Source organism: Ramlibacter sp. AN1015 (genome assembly GCF_037726105.1).
Lineage (GTDB): Bacteria > Pseudomonadota > Gammaproteobacteria > Burkholderiales > Burkholderiaceae_C > Ramlibacter.
The window spans coordinates 482,781-502,944 of the sequence record NZ_JBBJUM010000002.1 but is presented as its reverse complement, the minus strand read 5'-3'; the positions used below and the strand labels follow the sequence as shown (position 1 = coordinate 502,944).

Annotated in this window: 17 protein-coding genes; 3 read left to right on the top strand and 14 right to left on the bottom strand. The window is 68.4% G+C overall.

Annotated elements, in window-relative coordinates:
* Nucleotides 1-62: 62 nt before the first annotated feature.
* The 10 genes from WG922_RS05025 to WG922_RS04980 are packed head-to-tail and all read right to left on the bottom strand — an operon-like array spanning nt 63 to nt 9,988.
* Nucleotides 63-989 carry a LysR family transcriptional regulator gene (locus tag WG922_RS05025; RefSeq protein ID WP_340281089.1) on the bottom strand — a complete coding sequence of 309 codons (927 nt, stop codon included), beginning with the start codon at nt 987-989 and terminating at the stop codon, nt 63-65.
* Between the two features lie 15 nt (nt 990-1,004).
* Nucleotides 1,005-1,163: a hypothetical protein gene (locus WG922_RS05020; protein ID WP_340281088.1), complete on the bottom strand. Its 159-nt coding sequence runs from the start codon at nt 1,161-1,163 to the stop codon at nt 1,005-1,007.
* Between the two features lie 21 nt (nt 1,164-1,184).
* Nucleotides 1,185-2,699, bottom strand: a complete 1,515-nt coding sequence (locus WG922_RS05015) for an FAD-dependent oxidoreductase (protein WP_340281087.1) — start codon at nt 2,697-2,699, stop codon at nt 1,185-1,187.
* Nucleotides 2,696-3,667 carry a Bug family tripartite tricarboxylate transporter substrate binding protein gene (locus WG922_RS05010; protein WP_340281086.1) on the bottom strand — a complete coding sequence of 324 codons (972 nt, stop codon included), beginning with the start codon at nt 3,665-3,667 and terminating at the stop codon, nt 2,696-2,698. The genes WG922_RS05015 and WG922_RS05010 overlap by 4 nt, the downstream gene beginning before the upstream one ends.
* Before the next feature lie 31 nt (nt 3,668-3,698).
* The gene (locus tag WG922_RS05005) at nt 3,699-4,691 is read right to left on the bottom strand and encodes a Bug family tripartite tricarboxylate transporter substrate binding protein (protein WP_340281085.1); all 993 of its coding nucleotides are present in this window, start codon (nt 4,689-4,691) and stop codon (nt 3,699-3,701) included.
* Nucleotides 4,688-5,578, bottom strand: coding sequence for a sugar ABC transporter substrate-binding protein (locus tag WG922_RS05000; protein WP_340281084.1), 891 nt, complete (start codon nt 5,576-5,578; stop codon nt 4,688-4,690). The genes WG922_RS05005 and WG922_RS05000 overlap by 4 nt, the downstream gene beginning before the upstream one ends.
* A 7-nt stretch (nt 5,579-5,585) precedes the next feature.
* Nucleotides 5,586-6,305 carry an SDR family oxidoreductase gene (locus WG922_RS04995; protein ID WP_340281083.1) on the bottom strand — a complete coding sequence of 240 codons (720 nt, stop codon included), beginning with the start codon at nt 6,303-6,305 and terminating at the stop codon, nt 5,586-5,588.
* A 23-nt stretch (nt 6,306-6,328) separates the two neighbouring features.
* The gene (locus WG922_RS04990) at nt 6,329-8,107 is read right to left on the bottom strand and encodes a thiamine pyrophosphate-binding protein (protein ID WP_340281082.1); all 1,779 of its coding nucleotides are present in this window, start codon (nt 8,105-8,107) and stop codon (nt 6,329-6,331) included.
* A 34-nt stretch (nt 8,108-8,141) separates the two neighbouring features.
* Nucleotides 8,142-9,602 carry an aldehyde dehydrogenase family protein gene (locus WG922_RS04985; protein ID WP_340281081.1) on the bottom strand — a complete coding sequence of 487 codons (1,461 nt, stop codon included), beginning with the start codon at nt 9,600-9,602 and terminating at the stop codon, nt 8,142-8,144.
* The gene (locus tag WG922_RS04980) at nt 9,599-9,988 is read right to left on the bottom strand and encodes a cupin domain-containing protein (protein ID WP_340281080.1); all 390 of its coding nucleotides are present in this window, start codon (nt 9,986-9,988) and stop codon (nt 9,599-9,601) included. Before WG922_RS04980 ends, WG922_RS04985 begins: the two co-directional genes overlap by 4 nt.
* Before the next feature lie 230 nt (nt 9,989-10,218).
* Between WG922_RS04980 and WG922_RS04975 the strand changes: the two genes are divergently transcribed.
* The 3 genes from WG922_RS04975 to WG922_RS04965 all read left to right on the top strand — a co-directional run bounded on the left by WG922_RS04975 (nt 10,219) and on the right by WG922_RS04965 (nt 12,795).
* Entirely contained in the window at nt 10,219-11,199 is a 981-nt protein-coding gene (locus tag WG922_RS04975) for a LysR substrate-binding domain-containing protein (RefSeq protein ID WP_340281079.1), read from the top strand.
* A 359-nt stretch (nt 11,200-11,558) separates the two neighbouring features.
* A complete protein-coding gene (locus WG922_RS04970; protein WP_340281078.1) occupies nt 11,559-11,945 on the top strand; it encodes a hypothetical protein in 387 nt (128 codons plus the stop codon).
* A gap of 106 nt (nt 11,946-12,051) precedes the next feature.
* Nucleotides 12,052-12,795, top strand: a complete 744-nt coding sequence (locus WG922_RS04965; protein WP_340281077.1) for a glutathione peroxidase — start codon at nt 12,052-12,054, stop codon at nt 12,793-12,795.
* Between the two features lie 113 nt (nt 12,796-12,908).
* Here WG922_RS04965 and WG922_RS04960 read toward each other — a convergent pair whose 3' ends face one another.
* The 4 genes from WG922_RS04960 to WG922_RS04945 form a co-directional block, all read right to left on the bottom strand.
* Complete coding sequence (locus WG922_RS04960; protein WP_340281076.1) at nt 12,909-15,098, bottom strand: ATP-binding protein; 2,190 nt, start codon at nt 15,096-15,098, stop codon at nt 12,909-12,911.
* 123 nt (nt 15,099-15,221) lie between these two features.
* On the bottom strand, nt 15,222-16,670 hold the full coding sequence (locus tag WG922_RS04955; protein WP_445322791.1) for an iron-containing redox enzyme family protein: 1,449 nt from the start codon (nt 16,668-16,670) through the stop codon (nt 15,222-15,224).
* Nucleotides 16,671-16,947: 277 nt separating this feature from the next.
* Nucleotides 16,948-18,057 (bottom strand): endonuclease/exonuclease/phosphatase family protein, encoded by a 1,110-nt coding sequence (locus WG922_RS04950; protein ID WP_340281075.1) that lies wholly within the window; start codon nt 18,055-18,057, stop codon nt 16,948-16,950.
* Nucleotides 18,058-18,298: 241 nt separating this feature from the next.
* Complete coding sequence (locus WG922_RS04945) at nt 18,299-20,116, bottom strand: sensor histidine kinase (protein ID WP_340281074.1); 1,818 nt, start codon at nt 20,114-20,116, stop codon at nt 18,299-18,301.
* Between the last annotated feature and the right edge of the window lie 48 nt (nt 20,117-20,164).

The following is a 20,164-nucleotide window of genomic DNA, read 5'->3' as shown; positions in this document are numbered from 1 at the left end:
GGGGGTGCCGCACTGTAGGCCCGGGCGCGCGCGGCCGCCAGCCCGGCTGGGTCACAGGGCTTTCACGAATCGTGAAGACGTGCGCCGAGCCATGCACCATCGCGCACCAGGCGCTGCGCGACATCCTTGAGCACGAGGCGCGCCGCAAGGGCCGCCGGCGACAGCTCGTCCTCCGCAAGACCCAGGAGGTAGCTGGTGCGCTGCGCGTGCGGATCGTCCAGTTCCACGAGCATCAGTTCCTCGCGCGGCAGGCGCGCGGTGGCGGCGCCGGGCTGGATGGTGGCCGCCAGGCCGGCACGCACCGTGTCCATGAGCATGGCAAGCCCGTCGATCTCGGCAAGCACGCGCGGCTGGCAGCGCGCCCGCTGGAAGGCGGTGTCCACCACCGTGCGCAGGTTGTGGTGGGCGCTGGGAAGCACCAGGGGCAGCTCGGTGAGTTCGGCGAGCGGGACGCTTGCGCCGGTGGGCAGGCCCGGCAGGGTGCGCGCGGCGACCAGGAACAGCTGCTCCGTGAGCAGCGGCGTGACGCTCCAGGCGGTGCCGAGGTCGGGCCGGAACGCCAGCGCCAGATCGAGCTGCCGGGCATGGAGCATGCGCACCAGGTGCCCGGTGAGGCTCTCGACCAGGTGCAGGCGCACCTCGGGATAACGCTCGCGCATCGCCTGCATGAAGGGGACCCCGAGCACGCCCGATGTGGTCGGCGCGAGGCCCACGCTGACGTGGCCCGACAGGCGCGCCTGCTGCGCCGCGAGCTTGGCATCGTCCGCATGCCGCAGCGCCAGCTGTGCCTGGCGCCAGAAGGCCACGCCGGCGTCGGTGGGCTGCACGCCCGTGGAAGAGCGGGTGAGCAGCCGGGTGGCGAGTTCGCCTTCGAGCCGGGCGATCTGCTGGCTCAGGGCCGAGGTGACCACGCCGAGCGACGCGGCGGCCTGGCTGAAGCTGCCGAGTTCCACCACCCGGACGAAGTAGCGCAGCTGCCGCAGTTCCATCGGAGCGACCCGTCCTCAGTCGATGGCGCGGGCCAGCACGCCGGACGAGCCGCCGGGCGTGAAGGCCACCGCGATCTTCAGAGGCCCGGTGGGACGGGAGGACGGCTGCGCGTGCAGCCCATGCAGGCCCTGCGGGCCGGCCACAAGCCCGGCACAGGCTGGGCGTCGGTTCACCATCGGAAGGCTTTCAGGACATCAAGGAACAAGCTCTTGTGCGTCGGCGGTGCAGGGCAGGGCGGGCTGCTCGCGGGTGCGCGATTGCGCGGCGATGCGCCCGGCCCTGCGTCCGGAGACGAAGGCCCAGGCGAGGTGGTGGCCGTGGCCCTTGAGCAGCAGGCCACCCTGGCCCGTCGAGCCCGCAGCATACAGCCCGTCGATGGGCCGCCCGTCGTGGTCGAGCACGCGGTGCTGCGCGTCCACGACCAGACCGCCTTCGGCGTGCACGAACACCGAGCGCACCGGCCCCAGGGCCACGAAGGGCCCCGCGCCCAGCGCCTGCGGTGCGGCCTGCGCGCTCGCGCGCAGGTTCGCGCGGTCCATTCCGAGCATGGTGGCCAGCTCGTCGAGGGTGGCGGCCCGCGTGGCCACATCGGGCCGGTTGCGCAGGTAGTCGGAAAGGTAGGCGTAGGCCACCCCTGGCGCAGTGGACACGAAATCCGGCCAGGCGGAAAAGCGGCGCGCCAGGGCGGCGTCCAGGATGATCCAGGCGCGCTCGCCGGGCTGTTCCGGCACCCGCCAGGCGGGCTGGTGGCGCTCATCGCCGAAGCGCTCGCCGCGCGCGTTGACCAGGCGCGCACCCGCCTCGAACAGCGCCGTGGAAGGCGCCAGCGCGGTGGTGAGGAACTTCATCATCATCGGACGGAGCATCCAGGCAGGCAGGTGATCGACCGACCACGCGAGGAACCCGGCCAGCGCGCGCCAGGGGGGCAGGCGGCGCAACATGGTCTCGCGCGCGGGTGCCTCGAAGCGCAGCTCGGGGCCCAGGGCGAGGTCTCCGTTGACGATGCGTGCGCCCAGCGCTTCGGCCATGCGCTGGCCGTCTCCGGTGGCGGTGGAGTTCACGCCCTGCACGCGGGCTTCCTGTTCGCCCATGAACCGGCGCTTGAATTCGGGGCTGTTCGTGAAGTCGCCGGCCGCCAGCACCACCGCGCGGCGCGCAGCGATGCGCTGGCCCGCGGCGGTCTCGACGGCGGTGACGCGCCCGTTCGCATCCTGCTCGAGCTGCACGACGGCCACACCGGTGCGGACTTCCACCCCCAGCGCGCGGGCGCGACGCTCCAGGTGGTAGATGAAGGCGCGGGAATTCGGCAGCACGTTGTGCATGCGCGGCTGCCGGTGCGGTGGCTCCGGCATCGGGCCCATGAAGCGGACGCCCGCATCCAGAAGCCACTGGAAGGTGCCCGGGATCTCGTCGCACAGGATGCGCCGCAGCGCTGCGTTGTCGCGCGGCGCGAGATCGCCGGCGAATCCCGGCATGTCTTCCCAGTGCGCCTGCGGTGAGTCCACGATGCCCTTGCGCTTCTGGTGCGGCGTCCCGGTGGAGGTGATGGAGCCGATGGACCAGGCGGTGGAGCCGCCGAGCGCAGGGTTCTTCTCGAGCAGGAGCACCTGGGCGCCCGCCACGCGCGCTTCGATCGCGGCGGCGAGTCCCGCGCCGCCGCCGCCGACGACCACGACGTCGAAATCCGCGTCGCCGGCGCGTCCGCTCATTCGACCTGCAGGCCCGCCGCCTGGATCACCGCGGACCAGCGCTCGGTCTCCTGCGCATTGCGGCGCGCAGCGTCTTCGGGCGTTCCGGGCAGTGGCTCGACGCCGAGCTTCTCCAGACGCTGGGCGAGGTCGGGCATGCGCAGCACCGCGTTCACCTCGGTGTTCAGCTTGGCGACCACTGCGGGCGGCGTGCCGCGGGGCGCCGAGAGGGTGTACCAGGGCACGGACGCATAGCCCGGCACGCCGGCCTCGGCCATGGTGGGCACGTCCGGCAGGCTCGGGTTGCGGCGGGTGCTGGTCACCGCCAGCGCCTTGACCTTGCCGGTCTTCAGGTGCTGGTGCGCCGTGCCGACGCTTTCGAAGAGCATGTTGATCTGCCCGCCCAGCAGGTCGGCCATGGCCGGCGCACCGCCCTTGTAGGGCACGTGCACGTAGTCGATCTTCGTCATGTGCTTGAACAGCTCGGCCGCCATGTGCATCGCCGAGCCGTTGCCGGCGGAGCCGTAGTTGATGGTGCCGGGCTTGCTGCGCGCAAGCGCCAGCAACTCCTTGACGTCGTTCGCGGCGACGGTCTGGTTCACCAGCAGCACGCTGGGGCTTTCGGCCAGCAGCGCCACCGGCACCAGCTCGGTGGTCGGGTCGTAGCGCAGGTTCTTGTACAGCTTCACGGCGCCGTTGTGCGCGATCGTGGTCAGCACCAGCGTGTACCCGTCGGCCGGGCCCTTGGCCACCTGCTCGGCGCCGGTATGGCCGCCGGCCCCGGGCTTGTTCTCGATCACCACCGTCTGACCGATGCGAGGCGACAGCCGTTCACCGACGATGCGCGCGATCAGGTCGGCCGGGCCGCCCGCCGCGTAGGGAACGACGATCTTGACCGGTCGGCTGGGGTAGGCCTCCTGTGCGCTGCTCCATGCAGCGGCGGTGAGCATCAGCGTCGAGGCGAGCGCCTTGGTGAGAATCTTGAGCATCACAGTCTCCTTGAACTTCGTTGGGGTGCATTCAGTCCAGCTGGACCTTCGCCGCTTCGATGACGCGGTTCCACTTCTCGGTTTCACTCTCGAAGAAGGCGGCTGCCTGCTGCGGCGTGTGCGGGGTAAACGCGATGCCCAGGCTTGTGAGCTTGGCCTTCACGTCGGGGGTGGCCATCACCTTGTGCAGGTCGCGGCTGAGTTTCTCGATCAGGGCTGGCGGGGTGGCGCGGGGCGCCGCGAGCGTCCACCACGACGTTCCGCTGTAGCCCGGCACACCCGATTCGGCGATGGTGGGCACGTCCGGCAGCAGCGGATCGCGCTGGCCGCTTGTCACGGCCAGCACGCGCAGCTTGCCGCCGCGCACGTGCGGGATCGACGACGACATGTTGTCGAACATGACGTTGACCTGCCCGCTGATCAGGTCGATCAGCGCCGGGCCGCTTCCCTTGTAGGGGATGTGGTTCATCTTCACGTTCGCGTTCAGCTCGAACAGCGCCGTGACCATGTGCACCGAGGAGCCGGCACCCGCCGTGGCGTAGCTGATCTTTCCGGGGTTCGCCTTGGCATCGGCGAGCAGGTCGCCGAAGGTCTTGTAGGGCGAATTGACCGGCACCACGACCAGGTTGGGCGACTCGCCCAGGACCGCGATCGGCTGCAAGTCGGCGGCCGGGTCGTACTGCAGCTTGCGGTAGCTGGCGTGGGCCGCATGGATGCCGATGGTGCCGACCATCAGCGTGTAGCCGTCGCCCGGCGACTTGGCCGCCAGCTGCGCGCCGACATGGCCGCTGGCACCGGGGCGGTTGTCCACCACCACGGTCTGGCCGTACATCGCGCCCAGCTTCTCCGAGAGGATGCGGCCCAGGATGTCGGCCGCGCCGGCGGGCGCGAAGGGCACGACGATGCGGATCGGCTTGTCGGGATAGCCCTGCTGCGCCAGGACGCCGCCGGAAAGCGCCGCCAGTGCACCCGCGAGCAGCGTGCGGCGCGCGATCGAATAGGCCGGGAAAGTGCGGTGGTTCATGCGTGTCTCCAGAAGTGTTCGAGGGGCAGCACCGGCCGATCCTCGTAGGGGCGGTCCAGGTCGGACCAGTTCGAGCCGTCCACGATTTCCACCGGCAGCTCGAGCGACTGCGGTACCGGCCTGCCCTGCAGGTGCCGTATGGCGCATTCGGTGGCGAGGTTTGCCATCTGCATGGCATTGAAATTGGCCGTGGCCAGCATCCGTCCGTCCGCGATGGCGCGGATGGCCTCGGGGATCGCGTTCACGCCGACCACGTCCGCTCGCGCTCCCGCGTCGTCCAGCGCCTCCAGCACGCCAACGGCCATGATGTCGTTGGCCACCAGGCACGCCTTGGGCGGCGAATGCGACAGCAGCCACGCGGCCGTGCGTGCACGCGCCACGGCACGGTCGTAGTCACCCGCAAGCGTGCCGGCGATGGTGATGCCGCCGTGCCGCGCAGTGGCTTGCATGAAGCCGCTCAGGCGGTCCCGGCTGGTCACCGAATCGGCCGGGCCGGTGACAACGAGCACGCTGCCGTCGCCGGCGATGTGCGTGAACAGGTACTCGGCCAACGCATCGGCCAGCCGCACATCGTCGGCGCCGATGTAGCTCACGCTCGGGCCCACCGGAATGGGATTGACGAAGCCCACCATGGGAATGCCGGCACGCGCGATCTTCTCGAGGGCAGGGTTCACGCGCGTCGCGTGCACCGGCGAAATCACGAACGCATCGGGCGGGTCTTGCAGCGCGCGCTCGATCAGCGCCGATTGCTGCACCGGATCGTCCGGCGTGTCGGGCACGTAGTGGCGCACCTCGGCTCCCACGGCCGCCGCGGCGCGATCGGCGCCGAGACGGGCCGCGCCGTATGCCGGGTTGCTGCGGTTCTTGGTAAAGACGGCAAGGCGCATCGCTGCCTCAGACCTGTCCGCCATTGGGCTGCACCACCTGGCCGTGCATCCACGACGCCTTCCCGGACGCGAGGAATGCCACCACGCTGGCCACCTCGTCGGGAGTGCCGATCCGGTTGAACGGGCTCAGCGCGGCAGAACGCTGCACCGCCGCCTCGTCCTTGCCGGCGCGGAACAGGTCGGTATCGACCGGCCCGGGCGCCACGGCATTGACGCGGACCTTGCGGGCGGCGAGCTCGCGCGAGAGCGCCCGCACCAGCGATTCCACCGCCGCCTTGGTCGCGGTGTAGGGCCCGACGTTCGGGATCGCGACCCGCACCATCGAGGTGGTCAGCGCAATGATGCTGCCGCCGTCCGCGACCTGCCGCGCCGCCTCGGCCAGGATGTTGAAGGCACCGACGATGTTGACCTCGACGAGCTCGCGAAAGCGCGCGGGGTCGAACTGCGCGAGGGGTGCGGGCGGCACGTTGATGCCTGCATTGGCCACCACGCAGATCGGGCGCGCATCGAAGTCGCGTGCCGCCGCCTCGAAGACCTGCGCCACCTGCTGCGGATCGCGGATGTCCGCGGTGTAGGCGCGCACCTGCCGGCCCGCCACCCGCGACGGCGCCGGCGCCGCGCCGGTGCAGGTGTAGGCCAGCTCGAAGCCGTCCGCGCACAGCGCCTGCACGCAGGCGGCGCCGATGCCGCGGGAGCCGCCGAAGACCACGGCGAGTTTCTTGTCCATCGCGTTCGTTTCCTGCTTGTCGATCAAGGCCGCCACGGCTTGCCGAAAGCCGGCTCCTTGTAGGGAATGGGGGGCAGCTGCCAGGTGCCGGTGGAGGGTGGGCGGACGTCCGCGTCCACATGCACGTCGATCACGCAGGGGCGCTTGTTGCGCAGGGCCTGCTGCACGGCCGCGCCCAGCTCCTGCGGACGCGTGACCGTGTATCCGTCGGCGCCGCAGGCGCGGGCCCAGGCCGCGAAATCCGGGTTGTAGCGCTCGCCGGTAGCGCCCTTGTAGAAGGCGGTGCCGATCTCGCGTCCGTCGAACAGGCCGTATTGCAGGTCGCGGATGGCACCCCAGGCGAAGTTGTTCCAGACGATCCAGACGACCGGCAGGTTGTATTCGACGGCGGTGCACAGCACGTAAGGCGCCATCGTGAAGCCGCCGTCGCCCACCACGGCCACGCAGGGCCGGTCGGGCGCCGCCAGCTGCGCCCCCATCACGCCGCACACGCCGAAGCCCATGCTCGAATAGCCCCAGCTGTTGAGCATGCTCTGCGGCCGCCGGGCCTGCCAGAACTGCATGAACCAGTTGTGGTGCACGCCCGAATCGAGCGCCAGGATCACGTCTTCGGGCAGCAGCTTCTGCAGCGTGCCGACCACGAACTCGGGGCGCAGCGGGCTGGTCGAGTCTTCGAAGTGGGGACGCACGAAGGCTTCCCACTCGCGCTGCCAGCCGCGCACCTGCTCGCCCCAGGCTCCGAACTGCGCGGGCGTGATGGACGGGCGCGCATCGAGCGCCACCAGCAGCTGGCGGGTGAAGACCTTGACGTCGGCAATGAGGCCCACCGTGGGGGCGTAGTTGCGCCCCAGCTCCTGCGGGTCGATATCCACGTGCACGAGGCGCGTGGACGGGAAGTTCCACGAGTAGCCTGCGTGCCAGCTGGAGGCGCTGCGGTCGTCGAAGCGGGTGCCCAGCGTGAGAACCAGGTCGCAGCGGCGGCCCGCCTCGTTGGCCGGGTAGGCGCCATTGCGGCCGATGAAGCCCAGGGCGAGCGGGTGGTCGCCGCGGATGCAGCCCATTCCGTTGGGGGAGGTGATCACCGGGATGCCGAGGCGTTCGGCCAGTTCGGTGACTTCGACGCCCGCCTCGGACAGGGTGGCTCCGTGCCCGATGAAGATCACCGGCCGCTGCGCCTGCGCGAGCAGGTCCAGCACGGCATCGATGTCCTCGGCGCTGGCGCCCGGCCGGTGTGCACGGTGCACGTGCGACGGCGGCGGCAGCTCGACCTCGTCTTCTTCCTGGTAGACGTTGTAGGGAATGTCCAGGTTCACCGGACCGGGCCGGCCCGTGACCATGGTGTCCATGGCCTGGCGCAGGGCCAGCGGCAGCATGTCCACGCGCGAGGGCTGGAATGCGCGCTTGACGACCGGGCGCATCACCTGCGCGAAGTCGGCCTGGTTGTGCTTGTACAGCTCCTGGAACGGCGCGCGGTTGTGCTGTGAGGTCGGCACGTTGGAGGTGATCGCCATGAAGGCCGACGAGTCGGACAGCGCCGTCGCCAGCGACATCACCATGTTGGCCGAGCCCGGTCCGGTGGAGGTGAGCGTCGCGACCGGCTTGTGCTTGACCCGGAAGTAGGCGTCGGCCATGTGGCCGGCGCATTGCTCGTGGCGTGGCGAGATCAGCTGGATCCTGTCGCGGCGGTCGTACAGCGCGTCGAGGATGCCCACGTTGCCGTGGCCGCAGATGCCGAAGATGTACGGCACCTGCTCCTGCACCAGATAGTCGGCGATCAGTTCGCCACCCTTCATTCTGCTCATGGTCTTTCCTTTGTCTGGCGGCCTGGTTGCCGGCTCAGGTCGCGATCGACACGACCCGCTCCTCGGTCATCTCGTGCACCGCGTAGCGCGGGCCTTCGCGGCCGAAGCCGCTGTCCTTGGAGCCGCCGTAGGGCATCACGTCCACGCGCGAGCTCGAGGTTTCGTTGATGTGCACGCCGCCGACCTGCAGCACGCGCGCGGCGCGGAACGCGTCGGCGAGCCGGTTGGTGAACAGGCCGGTGGCCAGGCCGTACGGCGTGGCGTTCACGCGGGCGATGGCCTCGTCGAAGGTGGCGAACGGCACGATGCACATCACCGGCCCGAACACCTCGCTGCAGCCCACGCGCATGGTGTCCTGGATGCCGGCGAGCAGCGTCGGCGGCACGACGGCGCCACGGCGCGGGCCGCCGACCAGCCGCCGCGCGCCTGCCGCGACGGCTTCTTCGATCCACTCCTCGATGCGGCGCGCCGCCTGCTCGCTGATGACGGGGCCCACCACGGTGGCCGCGTCTTCGGGATCGCCGAAGGGCAGCGCGCGCACCATCGTCTCCAGGCGCGATTGCACTTCCGCGGCGATGCCCTCGTGCACCAGCAGCAACTGGATCGAGGTGCACACCTGGCCCGCCTTGCGGTAGGCGGCGTTGACGACCTTGGGCAGGGCGCTGTCGAGATTCGCGTCGTCGCACAGGATGGTGAAGGCGATCGAGCCCAGCTCCATCTGCGTGCGGCGCAGGCCGGCCTGCTGCTGGATGATGCGGCCCACCTCGGTGCTGCCTGTGAAGGCGAAGAAGCGGATGCGCTGGTCCAGCTGCAGCAGCCGGACCGTCTCGCCCGCGCCGTGCAGCACCGACAGGAAGCCCGGCGGAACGCCTGCTTCGATCAGTACGTCGGCCAGCAGGCAGGCCGTGAGCGGCGTGTGCAGCGACGGCTTGAGGATCACCGCGTTGCCCGCGGCCAGCGCCGGGCCGATCTTGTGGCACACGGTGTTCAGTGGCGCATTGAACGGCGTGATGGCCAGCACCACGCCCAGCGGCACGCGCAGCGTGAATCCCATGCGACCCGCCTGTCCGGCGACCCCCTCCATGGGGATGACCTCACCGCTCAGGCGCCGCGCCTCTTCGGCCGACAGCCGCAGCGTGTTCACGCTGCGGCGGATCTCGTTGCTCGCGTCGCTGCGGGTGAAGCCCGCCTCGCGCCGCATGGTCCGGATGAATTCCTCCTCGCGTGCCGCCAAGGCAGCGGCGGCACGCTCCAGGACGGCGCCGCGATCGTGCCCGTTGGGAACGCCCCGGCCGAAGGCCGCTGCGGCGGCATCGACGGCCTGCTGCAGCTGGCGCGGGGAGGGTTCGCTGACGCTGGCGAAGGGCTGCAGCGTGTACTTGTCCAGCACCGGAATGTCGGCACCTTCGCCGGCGACCCATTCACCTGCGATCAGGTGACGCACGCGCTCGGCAGACGGCGCGACCGCACCGGTGGTTGCGGCGGCATTCGTCATTGCACTTCCTCCTTGTCGTCCGACGGTGTGGTGATCACGAGGAACACCAGGCCCGCGGTGCCCGTGTTGCTGAAGCTGTGGGGCACGCCAGGAGGCACGTACACGTAGTCGTGCGGGCGCATCAGGTGACTGTCGGCGCCGGTGGTCAGCACGCCCTCGCCCTCGAGTACGTAATAGATCTGCTCCTGAACGCGATGGGTGTGCTCCTCGACGTACGCGGCCGGGGCGTAACGCGATATGCGGAAGTCCATGCGGCTCGTGCCGGTGTTGGCGGGGTCCACCAGGGCCTTGGACAGCGCACCGCCGAAGTGACCGGGGTACTCGCGCCAGGGCAGCCGGGCCATCGTTTGCACCAGCGCCGCCTCGCGGCGCCTGCTGTCGTTCATCTCTTGCTCCTGTACAACATGAATGGCCTCGCAGACGCAGGATCTGTTCGCCTCAGGACGCGTCGCGCGCCTGCGGCCGAGCGCCGACCGGGCGGCAGGCGCGGCCCGGACGTGAGGGGGTCGGACGATTGTGGAGATCGGCAGGCTGCAGCGAAAATACTGTTTCGCGACACCGGCGATAACTTGCGCTTATTGCCCGGGCCCTTGCGGCCGGGGCGGGAGACAACACCATGGACATGCGCCAGTTGCGCTATTTCGTTCAGATCGTGGAGAGCGGCAGCCTGGCCAAGGCCTCGCGCCAGCTCTTCATCGCCCAGCCTGCGCTGAGCCAGCACATCGCCCGGCTTGAGGAAGAGGTCGGCAAGTCGCTGCTGGTGCGCTCGTCGCGCGGCGTCTGCGCCACCGAGAACGGGGTGGCGCTGTACCACCACGCGAAGTTCATCCTCCGGCAACTGGACCAGGCGGTGTCCGTCGCCCGCCAGGACACGGCTGCGCTGAGTGGCCGCGTCACGCTCGGGCTGGCGCCCACCACCAACTGCCAGCTCGGCCTCACGCTCATTCGGCACATGCGCGCCCGGCTTCCCGGCGTGATGGTGAACGTGGTCGAAGGCTTGAGCGGGCACCTGGAGCACATGACGCGTGTCGGACAGCTCGACCTGGCGGTGCTGTTCGCCCCGCGGGCCGCCGCCGAGCTCAGTGTCGAACCGCTGCTGGATGAAGAATTGTTCGTCGTCCTGCCCAAGCGCAGCACGCTGGTTCCCGCGGACCGCCAGTCGCTGACCATGGCAGAGACTGCTGCGCTGCCGCTGGTCCTGCCCAGTCCGGGGCACGGGCTGCGCCGCCGTATCGCCGTGGAGTTCGACCGGACCAACCAGGTGATCGATGCGGTGGCCGAAATCGATTCGCTGCCGCTGCTGATGCACTGCCTGGCCGACGGCATGGGCGCCACGATCAAGCCCATGGCGGCCATCCACGCGCTGGGCAACCCGCAGGACTGGCGCGCCCTGCGCATCTCCGACGCGCAGATGAGCCGCGCCAACTACCTCTATGCGCTGCCGCCCGAGAAGCTGTCGCCGTGTGCTGCCGCGGTCCGGCTGGAATTCAAGCAACTCGTGCGCGACCTGGTCGCCGGCGGACGCTGGGAAGGCGTGCGGCTGGCACCCGAGGCGTCGGCGCCTGTGGCTCCCGCTTCCGAAGAGTCACTCGTCTAGGATCAGTGGGCGCGAAGGGACCGCCTCCGTGGCCGGCGGCGGCCCCGTGGTAGGAGGCGGGGTGCAGAGTGCGGTGCACGAGGCGTTCACGCCGGGGTGAACGGCGGGGTGAACGGCGGGCATCGCGGCCGTAGCGCTCCCGCACGGCAGGCCGGCCCGCGCGACGGCGCAGGAGCCGAACCGATGCGGCGCCACGCGGCGGGCCGGCATCGGCATCGGCAGCATGCGCAGGCCGCACCGGCGCCACCGTTGGTTTCGCGACGACGCAGAGACTTCCGGCGGCCGCGAGGGCTGGCATCGGCTGCTCTACGGTGGCACAGTGCAAGTGTCCAAGCTCAGGGGTTAGACCCCCTCACGCCATGACCTGTCCTTCCTGCCACGGTGACAACTGCGAACTCATGAGCGTGGTGCATGCCAGGCGCCGCACGGCGGCGCCCGAAGCCGTGCCGCCACAGAAGCCACAAGGCGCCTATCACCTGGGAGTGTCGGCGCTGTTGTGCGCCGTTCCGGGCATCGTGGTCTCCGGCTGGTGGCTCGCCGGCACGGCGGTGCTCGGACTGGCATCGCTTACCTCGCACACCGTCGAGCGTCGCCACCACGCGCGGGCCCTGCGCGATTGGTCGCGGACCTGCACCTGCCTCGACTGCGGAGCGAGCTGGCAGGGATCCGACCTGGAGCGGCAGGTGCGTCCCGCCGACGCGGCGACCGACAGCCAGGCTTTCCCGGATTCCCTGCAGCACTCCTAGAGGGACGTCCGAGCCCGGCGGGTCCGCCGGTGGGCTGCGCGTGGACAGGCATGGGCGCCGCGTCCGGCGCACAATGCGAGCTCCTTCATCGCCCCAGAGCGTAGCCATGCCACAGCCTACCCGCGAGGGCCAGCCCGTCCCCCATGTCAAGTTCCGCTACCGAGCGGACGACGATTGGAAGGAGATCACCTCCGACACCCTCTTCAAGGGACGTACCGTGGCGGTGTTCTCGTTGCCTGGCGCTTTCACGCCAACGTGTTCGAGTACCCACGTTCCACGCTTCAACGAGCTGGCCTCGACGTTCAGGCAGAACGGAGTGGACGAGGTGGTCTGCATCTCCGTGAACGACCCGTTTGTGATGGAGGCGTGGGCCAAGAGCCAGGAGTGCGACAACATCTTCATGCTGCCCGACGGAAACGCATCCTTCACCGAGCAGATGGGCATGCTCGTCGACAAGAGCGACCTGAACTTCGGCAAGCGCTCGTGGCGCTACTCGATGCTGGTGCGTGACGGCACCGTCGAGAAGATGTTCGTCGAGCCTGAGGAGCCAGGAGACCCGTTCAAGGTGTCGGACGCCGACACGCTGCTGCGCTATGTCAACAAGGATGCGCGCGAGCCCGACCAGGTGGCGCTGCTCACGCGCGAGGGCTGCGCCTTCTGCGCCAAGGCCAAGAGGTTGCTCGCCGAGGCTGGAATCACTTATGCGGAGGTGCCGTTGCCACACAGCATCCGCAGCCGCGCATTAGGCGCGATCGCGAAGGCGCAGACGGTGCCCCAGCTGTTCGCAAACGGGGAGCTGATCGGCGGCAGCGATGCGGTCGAGGAATGGGTAAAGCAGCGGCGACGCTGAGCCGCGCTGGCAACTCCGCTGGTTTCGTCACGTCCGACGCACTCCGCGCCGAGGATCTGTTTTTCGGCGCGGCACCGAGAAGCTGAGCCAGGTTGCTTGGGCTGCCCTTCGCCTTACGCAGCTGGAAGCCAGAAGTAGAACGCGCTGCCGCTGCCCTGGATGCTCTCAGCGCGCATTCGTCCTCTGTGCGCCTCGACGATGCCCTTGCAGATGTAGAGTCCCAGACCGGCACCTTCCAAGGATGGTGCGGACGCCCGGCCCTGCCAGTAGCGTTCGAAGACGTGCTCAAGTTGCTCCGGCGACATCCCCGTGCCCGTATCCCTGACGAAGAACTCGCAACCGCTGCCCGACTTCTGTGCCCCGACCGTCACCGTTCCTCCGCCTGGGGTGAACTTCACGGCGTTGCCGATCAGGTTGGCAAACACCTGGAAGATGCGCTCAGGATCGGCGAGGACCTGCAGCTGCGGCGCCTGGGCGCGATAGATGCTGACACCCTTCGCCGTACCCAAATGCTCCATGAGTTCGCATGCTTCGGATACCAGCGAGGATGCGGTCTGGGGTGACGGTACAAGCTCGAAACGGCCGGCCTCGATCTTTCCAAGATCGAGCAGGTCGCGCAGCAGGGTTGTCATGCGCTCCGCAGATCTCTGGATGACCTGAACGCTTGCCAGCAGCCGCGCCGCGCGATCGCCGCTATCCTGGTTCGCCAGTCGCAGTAGCACGGCCGCCTGCATCGCCACGATGGACACGGGTGTGCGGAGGTCGTGCGATACGACCGCAACTAGGTCATCACGCGCTCGCACCGCCTTTGTCTGGAGCATGACCTGTCGCTGAAGATCGTGCTCGAGGAGGGTGCGACGGACATCGGCCGCGAGCGTCACGTCCCCTTCATCCCACGGCAGGGAGCGGCCGCGCACTTGCTGCGTCCACACGGCGAAGGACCTGCGCGGATGCAGCCTTGGTACGCCGGCGGCATCCAGGTCAACCTCCGCAGATTTGTGAGGGTCGCCGCCCCAATTCACGGTTTGAACCTCCTCAGGGCGGAACCACAGCAGGCTGCCTTCCTTCTCCGGCAGGTGGATCGCCAGGACGCCGCTCGCTGTTTCGGCCAGCGGCCCCGCGGTAGGTAGGAGCGTCGTGAGCTGCCGCGTGGCGAAGATTCCCTCTTGTGCCGCTCTGGCGCTCGCGGCGGCGATTTCGCGGATCTCGTCGTCCGCCGGGCAGAGCCCGTATCGGCGCACATCGGAGCTTCCCAACACGACCGCCGCTCCCGACGCGCCGACGAGTTCAGTCAAGTTCACCGGGTCTGCGAAGATGCGTGTAAGGACATTCCCTTCGCTTGCCCGGAGAGTGGAATCCAGCGACGCGAGTACCTCGCGGCCGCTGGCGATCCTCCGCTGGAGGCGGGTAGCCGCGAATGCTCCCAGCTGCAGGGAAACGAGCCTGCCGATCGTCTCGCAGGCCGCGCGCAGCGCCGGCGAAACCGGCTTTGCCGTCCGATGGGCGCAGCTGATCAGCCCCCACAGCCTGCCGTCCACTACCAGCGAGATGCTCATGGACGCTCGCACCCCCATGTTGTGCAGGTACTCCAGGTGGACGGGCGAAACGCTGCGCAGGAGCACGTCGCTCATGTCGAGCGGCTGCTGCGTATCAGGTCGGATGGTGGGCTCCATGGGGACGGGCTGATAAGCAGCGTCGGGAATGCATCGGATTGGGGTGCGCAGGTAGAGAGCGCGAGCCTGACGCGGGATGTCCGACTCGGGGTAATGCAGCCCGAGGTAAGGGTCCATGTCTAGGTCGCGAGATTCCGCGACGACCGCACCGTGGCCATCCTCATCGAACCGGTACGCCATCACCCGATCGAAACCGGTCAGGGCTCGTACGGTGTCGGCCGCCGCGTGTAGCAGCTGCTCGTGCGAGGTGACCGTCGCGACTTGACGCAGCGCCACCCGGGCCTTGTGCTCATCGAGTTGTGGTTGCGCAGGCTCGATCTCGATCAGGGTCAGTGGGGCGCTGTCGTGCGGCGTCACCCAGTAGGATCCTGTCCCGCGCGTGATCTGGAATCCCTCGTCAGCGTCGTGACGTGCTCCCTGCGACAAGCGATCAGCAACTTGTGCCCCCAGGATGGCCCGCAGGTGCTGGCCAAGGGGAGCGTGTTCCAGCCTGAGGAAGCTCTGAGAGTTCGCACTGGCCTGGCAGACCAGACCAGCGCTGTCCGAGACAAGAAGGCAGCCATGAGGCTGGATTGCTCCGGGTAGGTGAATGGGCTCCGAGGCGCACGCCAGAAGATCGCGGGGGTTCATGGGATCAGTCTAGCCGTCGCACGATATCGGCAGCCCTTCGATTCCCCATCCAACTCTTCTGATGATCGCGGGCATCGGGTGCCGTCATGCGTCACTCGCGAACCCTCAAGCGGCGATCCGAATCTAAAGCGTGGCCCAGAACTGGCGGGTGGCTTCAAGCCCGGCTGGAGACCAGTGCGTCGCGGGCGACATGGCCTCGACCAGCACGGCGGTGCGGTCAGCCGCATCGGAGGCCGCCAGCCGCTCGCGCAGTGCCGCCAGGTCGGGGTCCAGCAGGTCGGCGCCCCCATCGACGGGAGGGCAGTGGGTGTTGCGCGCCAGCGCCCGAAAGGTGGCACGGCGGCGGGTTGCGCCTTCGTCTGCGGCTTCGTTCCAGGCGCGGCCGTCGCTCGCACCATCTGCGCGGATCCAGTCGTGTATCACCTGCATTTCGTAGCTGGAGAAAACACCGAACATTTCGGCGCGTTCGCCTTGCAGCAGCTGCCAGAAACGGCTCTCGCCCGGCGGGCGCCCGCGGGCGATCCAGCCGGCAGATTCCAGCGCCTGCAGGAAATCAGGCATCTGTGCGGGGTCGCGCAGCCACTCGTTGATGCTGCGGCCGCGCAAGCGGCAATACTCGGAGTGCGCGCCGTGCCCGGCGCCCGACTTGCGCGCGAGGATGCGCAGCGTTTCCTGCTCCACGTCGAAACTTTCGATCACGTCGGCGGTGCCGGGCCCGACACAGGCGAGCTGGAAGCCGGTGCGCATGCGTTGCCAGAAGGCGCTCACGTCGCCCATGCGCGGCAGCAGGTCCAGCGCAGCCTGGCAGGCGCGCCGCGCATGCCCGGTGCCCGCGTTGTCCACCGTCACGTGCAAGGTGAAGTAGTAGGGGTCGAGGCCCAGCTCGTTCAGCTCGTACGCGGTGATCAGCAGGTGCAGCGGCAGTTGCTCGTAGCCGAGGTTGAAGCCAATCACTTCGGGCTGGAACGCCTCGGCGTTCCAGCCCAGCGCCAACTGGATGGCACCTTGCCGCCACAGCTCGTCTGGCAGGTCGTCCAGCGGGTCGAGCGCGTTCCGGGCCAGCAGGCTTCGGTATAGCAGCACGTGGTTCTTGTCGGGCAAACCTTCGCCCAGTTCCTCGACATAGGTGCGCACGAGGTCCGACAGGCGAGGGTTGCGCCAGTGCCGGACCAGGCCGTAGAGCCAGGCGCCGTCCACCAGCTTGGTGGGCGCGATGTTCCGAAGCACGAACAGCGCATGCGCACGCGTTCTGAAGTAGTGACGGGGACCACCGGCCTTGCGTCGGGCCAGGTAGTCGGCGTAGCGCGCGTGCACGTCCCGCGTGTTCGCCTCCATCCAGGGCAGCAGGTCTCCGGGCGAGTCGGGGAGGTCCGAAGGCGCGTGTTCCGCGGTTGGCATCTGCGCCTGCAAGAACTGCGCAGCTTCGTGGCGCGTGGCTTCGTCCGGGCGGGCGCTGGCCAGCCGATGGTGCAGGCTCGCCAGTGGGCCGAGAGCCGAGGCGGAGGCGGACGCGGACGCGTCCGGGCGACGCATGTCCTGTAGTTGCTTCCACTCCTGGGGTCCGATGTGCATGAGGTTCCTTGTGTCGGCGGCTCGCGTTCGGCCTGACCGGATGTTCAGGAACACTGTCGTGCAGCACGTGTACGCCAGGTATCCGGCGGGCGCTCGGATCCTGGTGCGCGGCCTCCTACCCGCGCGACAGCCCACTCCCTGCCGCAGTGGAGGCCAAGGGGAGGTGCCGTTGGGGTGCACGTTCGACCGGCCCGGTCGTCGGGCGCCTTGCCTGTGCGATCGTGTCCGTCAAACACCGCAACAGGTCCTGAAAGCCCCCGGAATCGACCGCCGGTTCTCACACCCGGGACGTGCCGCCGGGTGGCTGCGGCGGCGCCGCCTGGCGCTCGGCCTGCCCGGCGGCGGCGATGGTGTCGCGCGCCTCGCGCATGTCCTCCTCGTCGGCCTCTGGCGCTTCCTGTTCACGCTCGGCACTTGGCTCCAGGCTGAGCGTGGCAAGGACCGGGAAGTGGTCCGAGCCGACATTCGGCAGCCTGCGCAAGCTCACCAGGCGGAAGCAGTCGGAGTGGAAGATGTGGTCCAGCGGAAACCGAAGCCCTGGCAGGCCCGCGTGAAAGGTGCTGAACATGCCCCGTCCCTTGCGGGGGTCGAGCAGGCGGCTGATCTTCTGGAAGCGACGCGTGGTGCGGGACCACGCAACGTCATTGAGGTCGCCACAAACCACGACGGGCAGCCTGGCACCACGCACCCGCCGCGCCACCAACAGCAGCTCGGCATCGCGCGGCAGGGACGTATGGCTCTCCTGCGGCGCCGGCGGTCGCGGATGAACGCAGTTGATCCACACGCGGCCGTCGTTGCGAAGCACGACAACAGCCTGCATGGATGGAATGTCCGGCTGCACCAGGAACTCCAGCCGGGGCCGCAGCAGCGGCAGGCGCGAATACAGCACCATGCCGTACATGTTGGACAAAGGGCACTGCAGCGTGTGCGGATGCGTTTCCAACAGCGCATCGAGGCGGCTGCGCCACCAGTCATCGACCTCGACGCACAGCACCACGTCCGCACCGGCGGCCTTCAGCTCGCGCAACACCAGGTCCGCACGCCGGTTGGTCTGCAACACGTTGCTGATGGCGATCGTCAGCCGCTGCCCGCTGTCTTCCAGGGTGCTGGCTTGCACCTCGCGCGGCGCGAATCGCGAATAGCGCCATACCATGGCCGCGTGGAAGGCGACACACAGTGCCAGGGTCATGCCGTACACGACAGCCGGCCAAGGCGCGAGCTGTTTCGGCCCGTGCAGGAAAGCCGCAAGTGCCAATGCGCCGAGCACCCCGATCTGCAGCCGCGGAAAGCTCCACATGCGCACCCACCACACCTTCAGGCGCACCAAGGGCAGCAAGGTGACGGCGATCACCGCGCCCCCCAGGACGAGTTCAATCCATTGCCACATCGGATTGCAGGTCCGGCGTACGAACGATGGTGCGACGCGATCGGACAGCAGGGCAGCGCGGGAAGGACATGACCCCCTCCATGAGGTACATACAGCCGATCAACGGCGGCTGGGGAACTGTATGTCGATGCCGGTCCGTGGCTCGTAGGACTCGGCGCTCGGCGCCTGGTCTGAACGTCGCGGCGCCAATCGCAAATATGCACGGTCCACCGTGCGTACAAGCCGGTGCGTGTGGCGTTGGCTAACTGTTCTGTACGCGAGGCAGCTGCACGTGCACGCTTGCCCCACGTCCCGGCCCGTCACTCTCGGCCCAGATCCGTCCGCCGTGCATCTCGACGATTTTTCTACTGAGGCCCAGACCGATTCCCAGGCCTGCGTGGCTGCCGTCACCGGAGCGCGCACCGGTCGTCGCGAACATCTCGAAGATGGAGCCGAGCCGGTCTGCTGTGATGCCGATGCCTGTATCCATGACTGACACCACGACCTTGTCCTCATCACACCGAACCGCCACCTTGATGTCGGAGGCAGCAGGGGAGTGGTGAGCCGCATTCGTGAGCAAGTTGGTGATGACCTGCGCGAGGCGGACTGGGTCGGCTCTTAGCAGTACGCCGTCGAATGGACCTTCCTGGAGCACGCGCTGCTTGCGGGTCTGCAGCAGGTCGTGCGTCGCCTCCTTCGCAGCCGCCACTACGGTCGCGAGGCTGGTCAGCTCCGTCCGAAGCGCCATTTTCCCGCTGCTGATGCGAGCCACATCGAGCAGATCGTCAAGCAAGCGTACGAGCTGCTGGAGCTGACGCTCCATGACATCCAGGATTCTCTTGCTTGCACCGTCTGCGGTGCGGTGTCTGAGGATGAAGACTCCACTGCGTACCGGCGCAAGCGGATTGCGCAGCTCATGTGCGAGCGTCGCGAGGAACTCATCCTTCTGTCGGTCTGCACGCCGCAAGGCAAGTTCCGCTTCGGCTCGCTTGGCTTCGCGAATCAGGGCTTCGCGGCGATGCTGTTCGGCGTCCGCGCCCAGCTTCAACGCTTGAGCGAGCACCCTGATTTCCATGATGTTCGCCTTCGTCTCACCGAGCGTGGGCTCACTGCCGCTGCTCGCCGCCTGACCCAAGGCCCGTAGCGGTTGCCCGATACGGCGAGCCAGCCCGGCTGCCATATAGATGCTTGCACCCAGTGCGGCCATGACCAGGATGACCCAGCCTGCCGTTGAAGAACGGAGGAAATCCGCAACGCTCTCGCGGGGCCGCGAAACGCGAACCACATACCCGTTCTTCGTTGACACCGCGTAAGCTCCTCGCACACTCGTGCCGTCGCGAGAGGTTCCGTCGTACGTGCCGGCCAACGAGCCGGACGGGGTCGAGATGGGCGTGATTCTGTCGGCCAATCTCGATGCCGCAGCGGAGTTCGCTGCGACCACGATGCCACGCCGGTCCGCAATGACTGCGCGAAGCCCAGGCTCTACCACGGCAGACTCCACCAGACGCCCTAGCCGCTCAGGACGAAAAGACAGGGTCAAGGCATATCGCACCTGTCCGTCGCGCACGACAGGGACCGATACAGCCAACGCTGGATGTCGCGTGTTCAGGCCATAGTACAAGTCGCTGTACGCCACCTCTCTGCGTTCGAAAACCTGCTTCGACAGCAACTGGGAGCTGAGCGGCAACGTCCGACCTTCCCACTCAACCTCCTTTTGTTGGCGACCGAGTTGCCACAGGTTCGGTTGAGGAGCATCCAACGACGTGACGCTGTTGAAGATCTGCTGCCCATCGGGGCCGGTGAGCCCGATCACGCTGCCTGGGTCCCGCTGCGCTACTCTGACGGCGAAGGCATGCAGTTGGCGCCATTCCTCCGAGTCCACCATCGGGGCCGCAGCAAGGACCTGCAACTGCTCGCGTTCTATGTCGAGTTCGCGCTCCAGCGCGGCCACGAGCGTCCTCGCGAGCACTCGCAGTTGGTGCTGGGAAGTGCGCTGCTCGTGCCGCGCCTGGACATAGAGCAGGACCAGCGAGCCGACGAGAAGCGGAACGATCACCGTGGCAAGCGACCACCCGAACACCTGATTGAGTGTTCGCGGCCTTCGTATCAGGGCAGCGGCGTTCCGTGA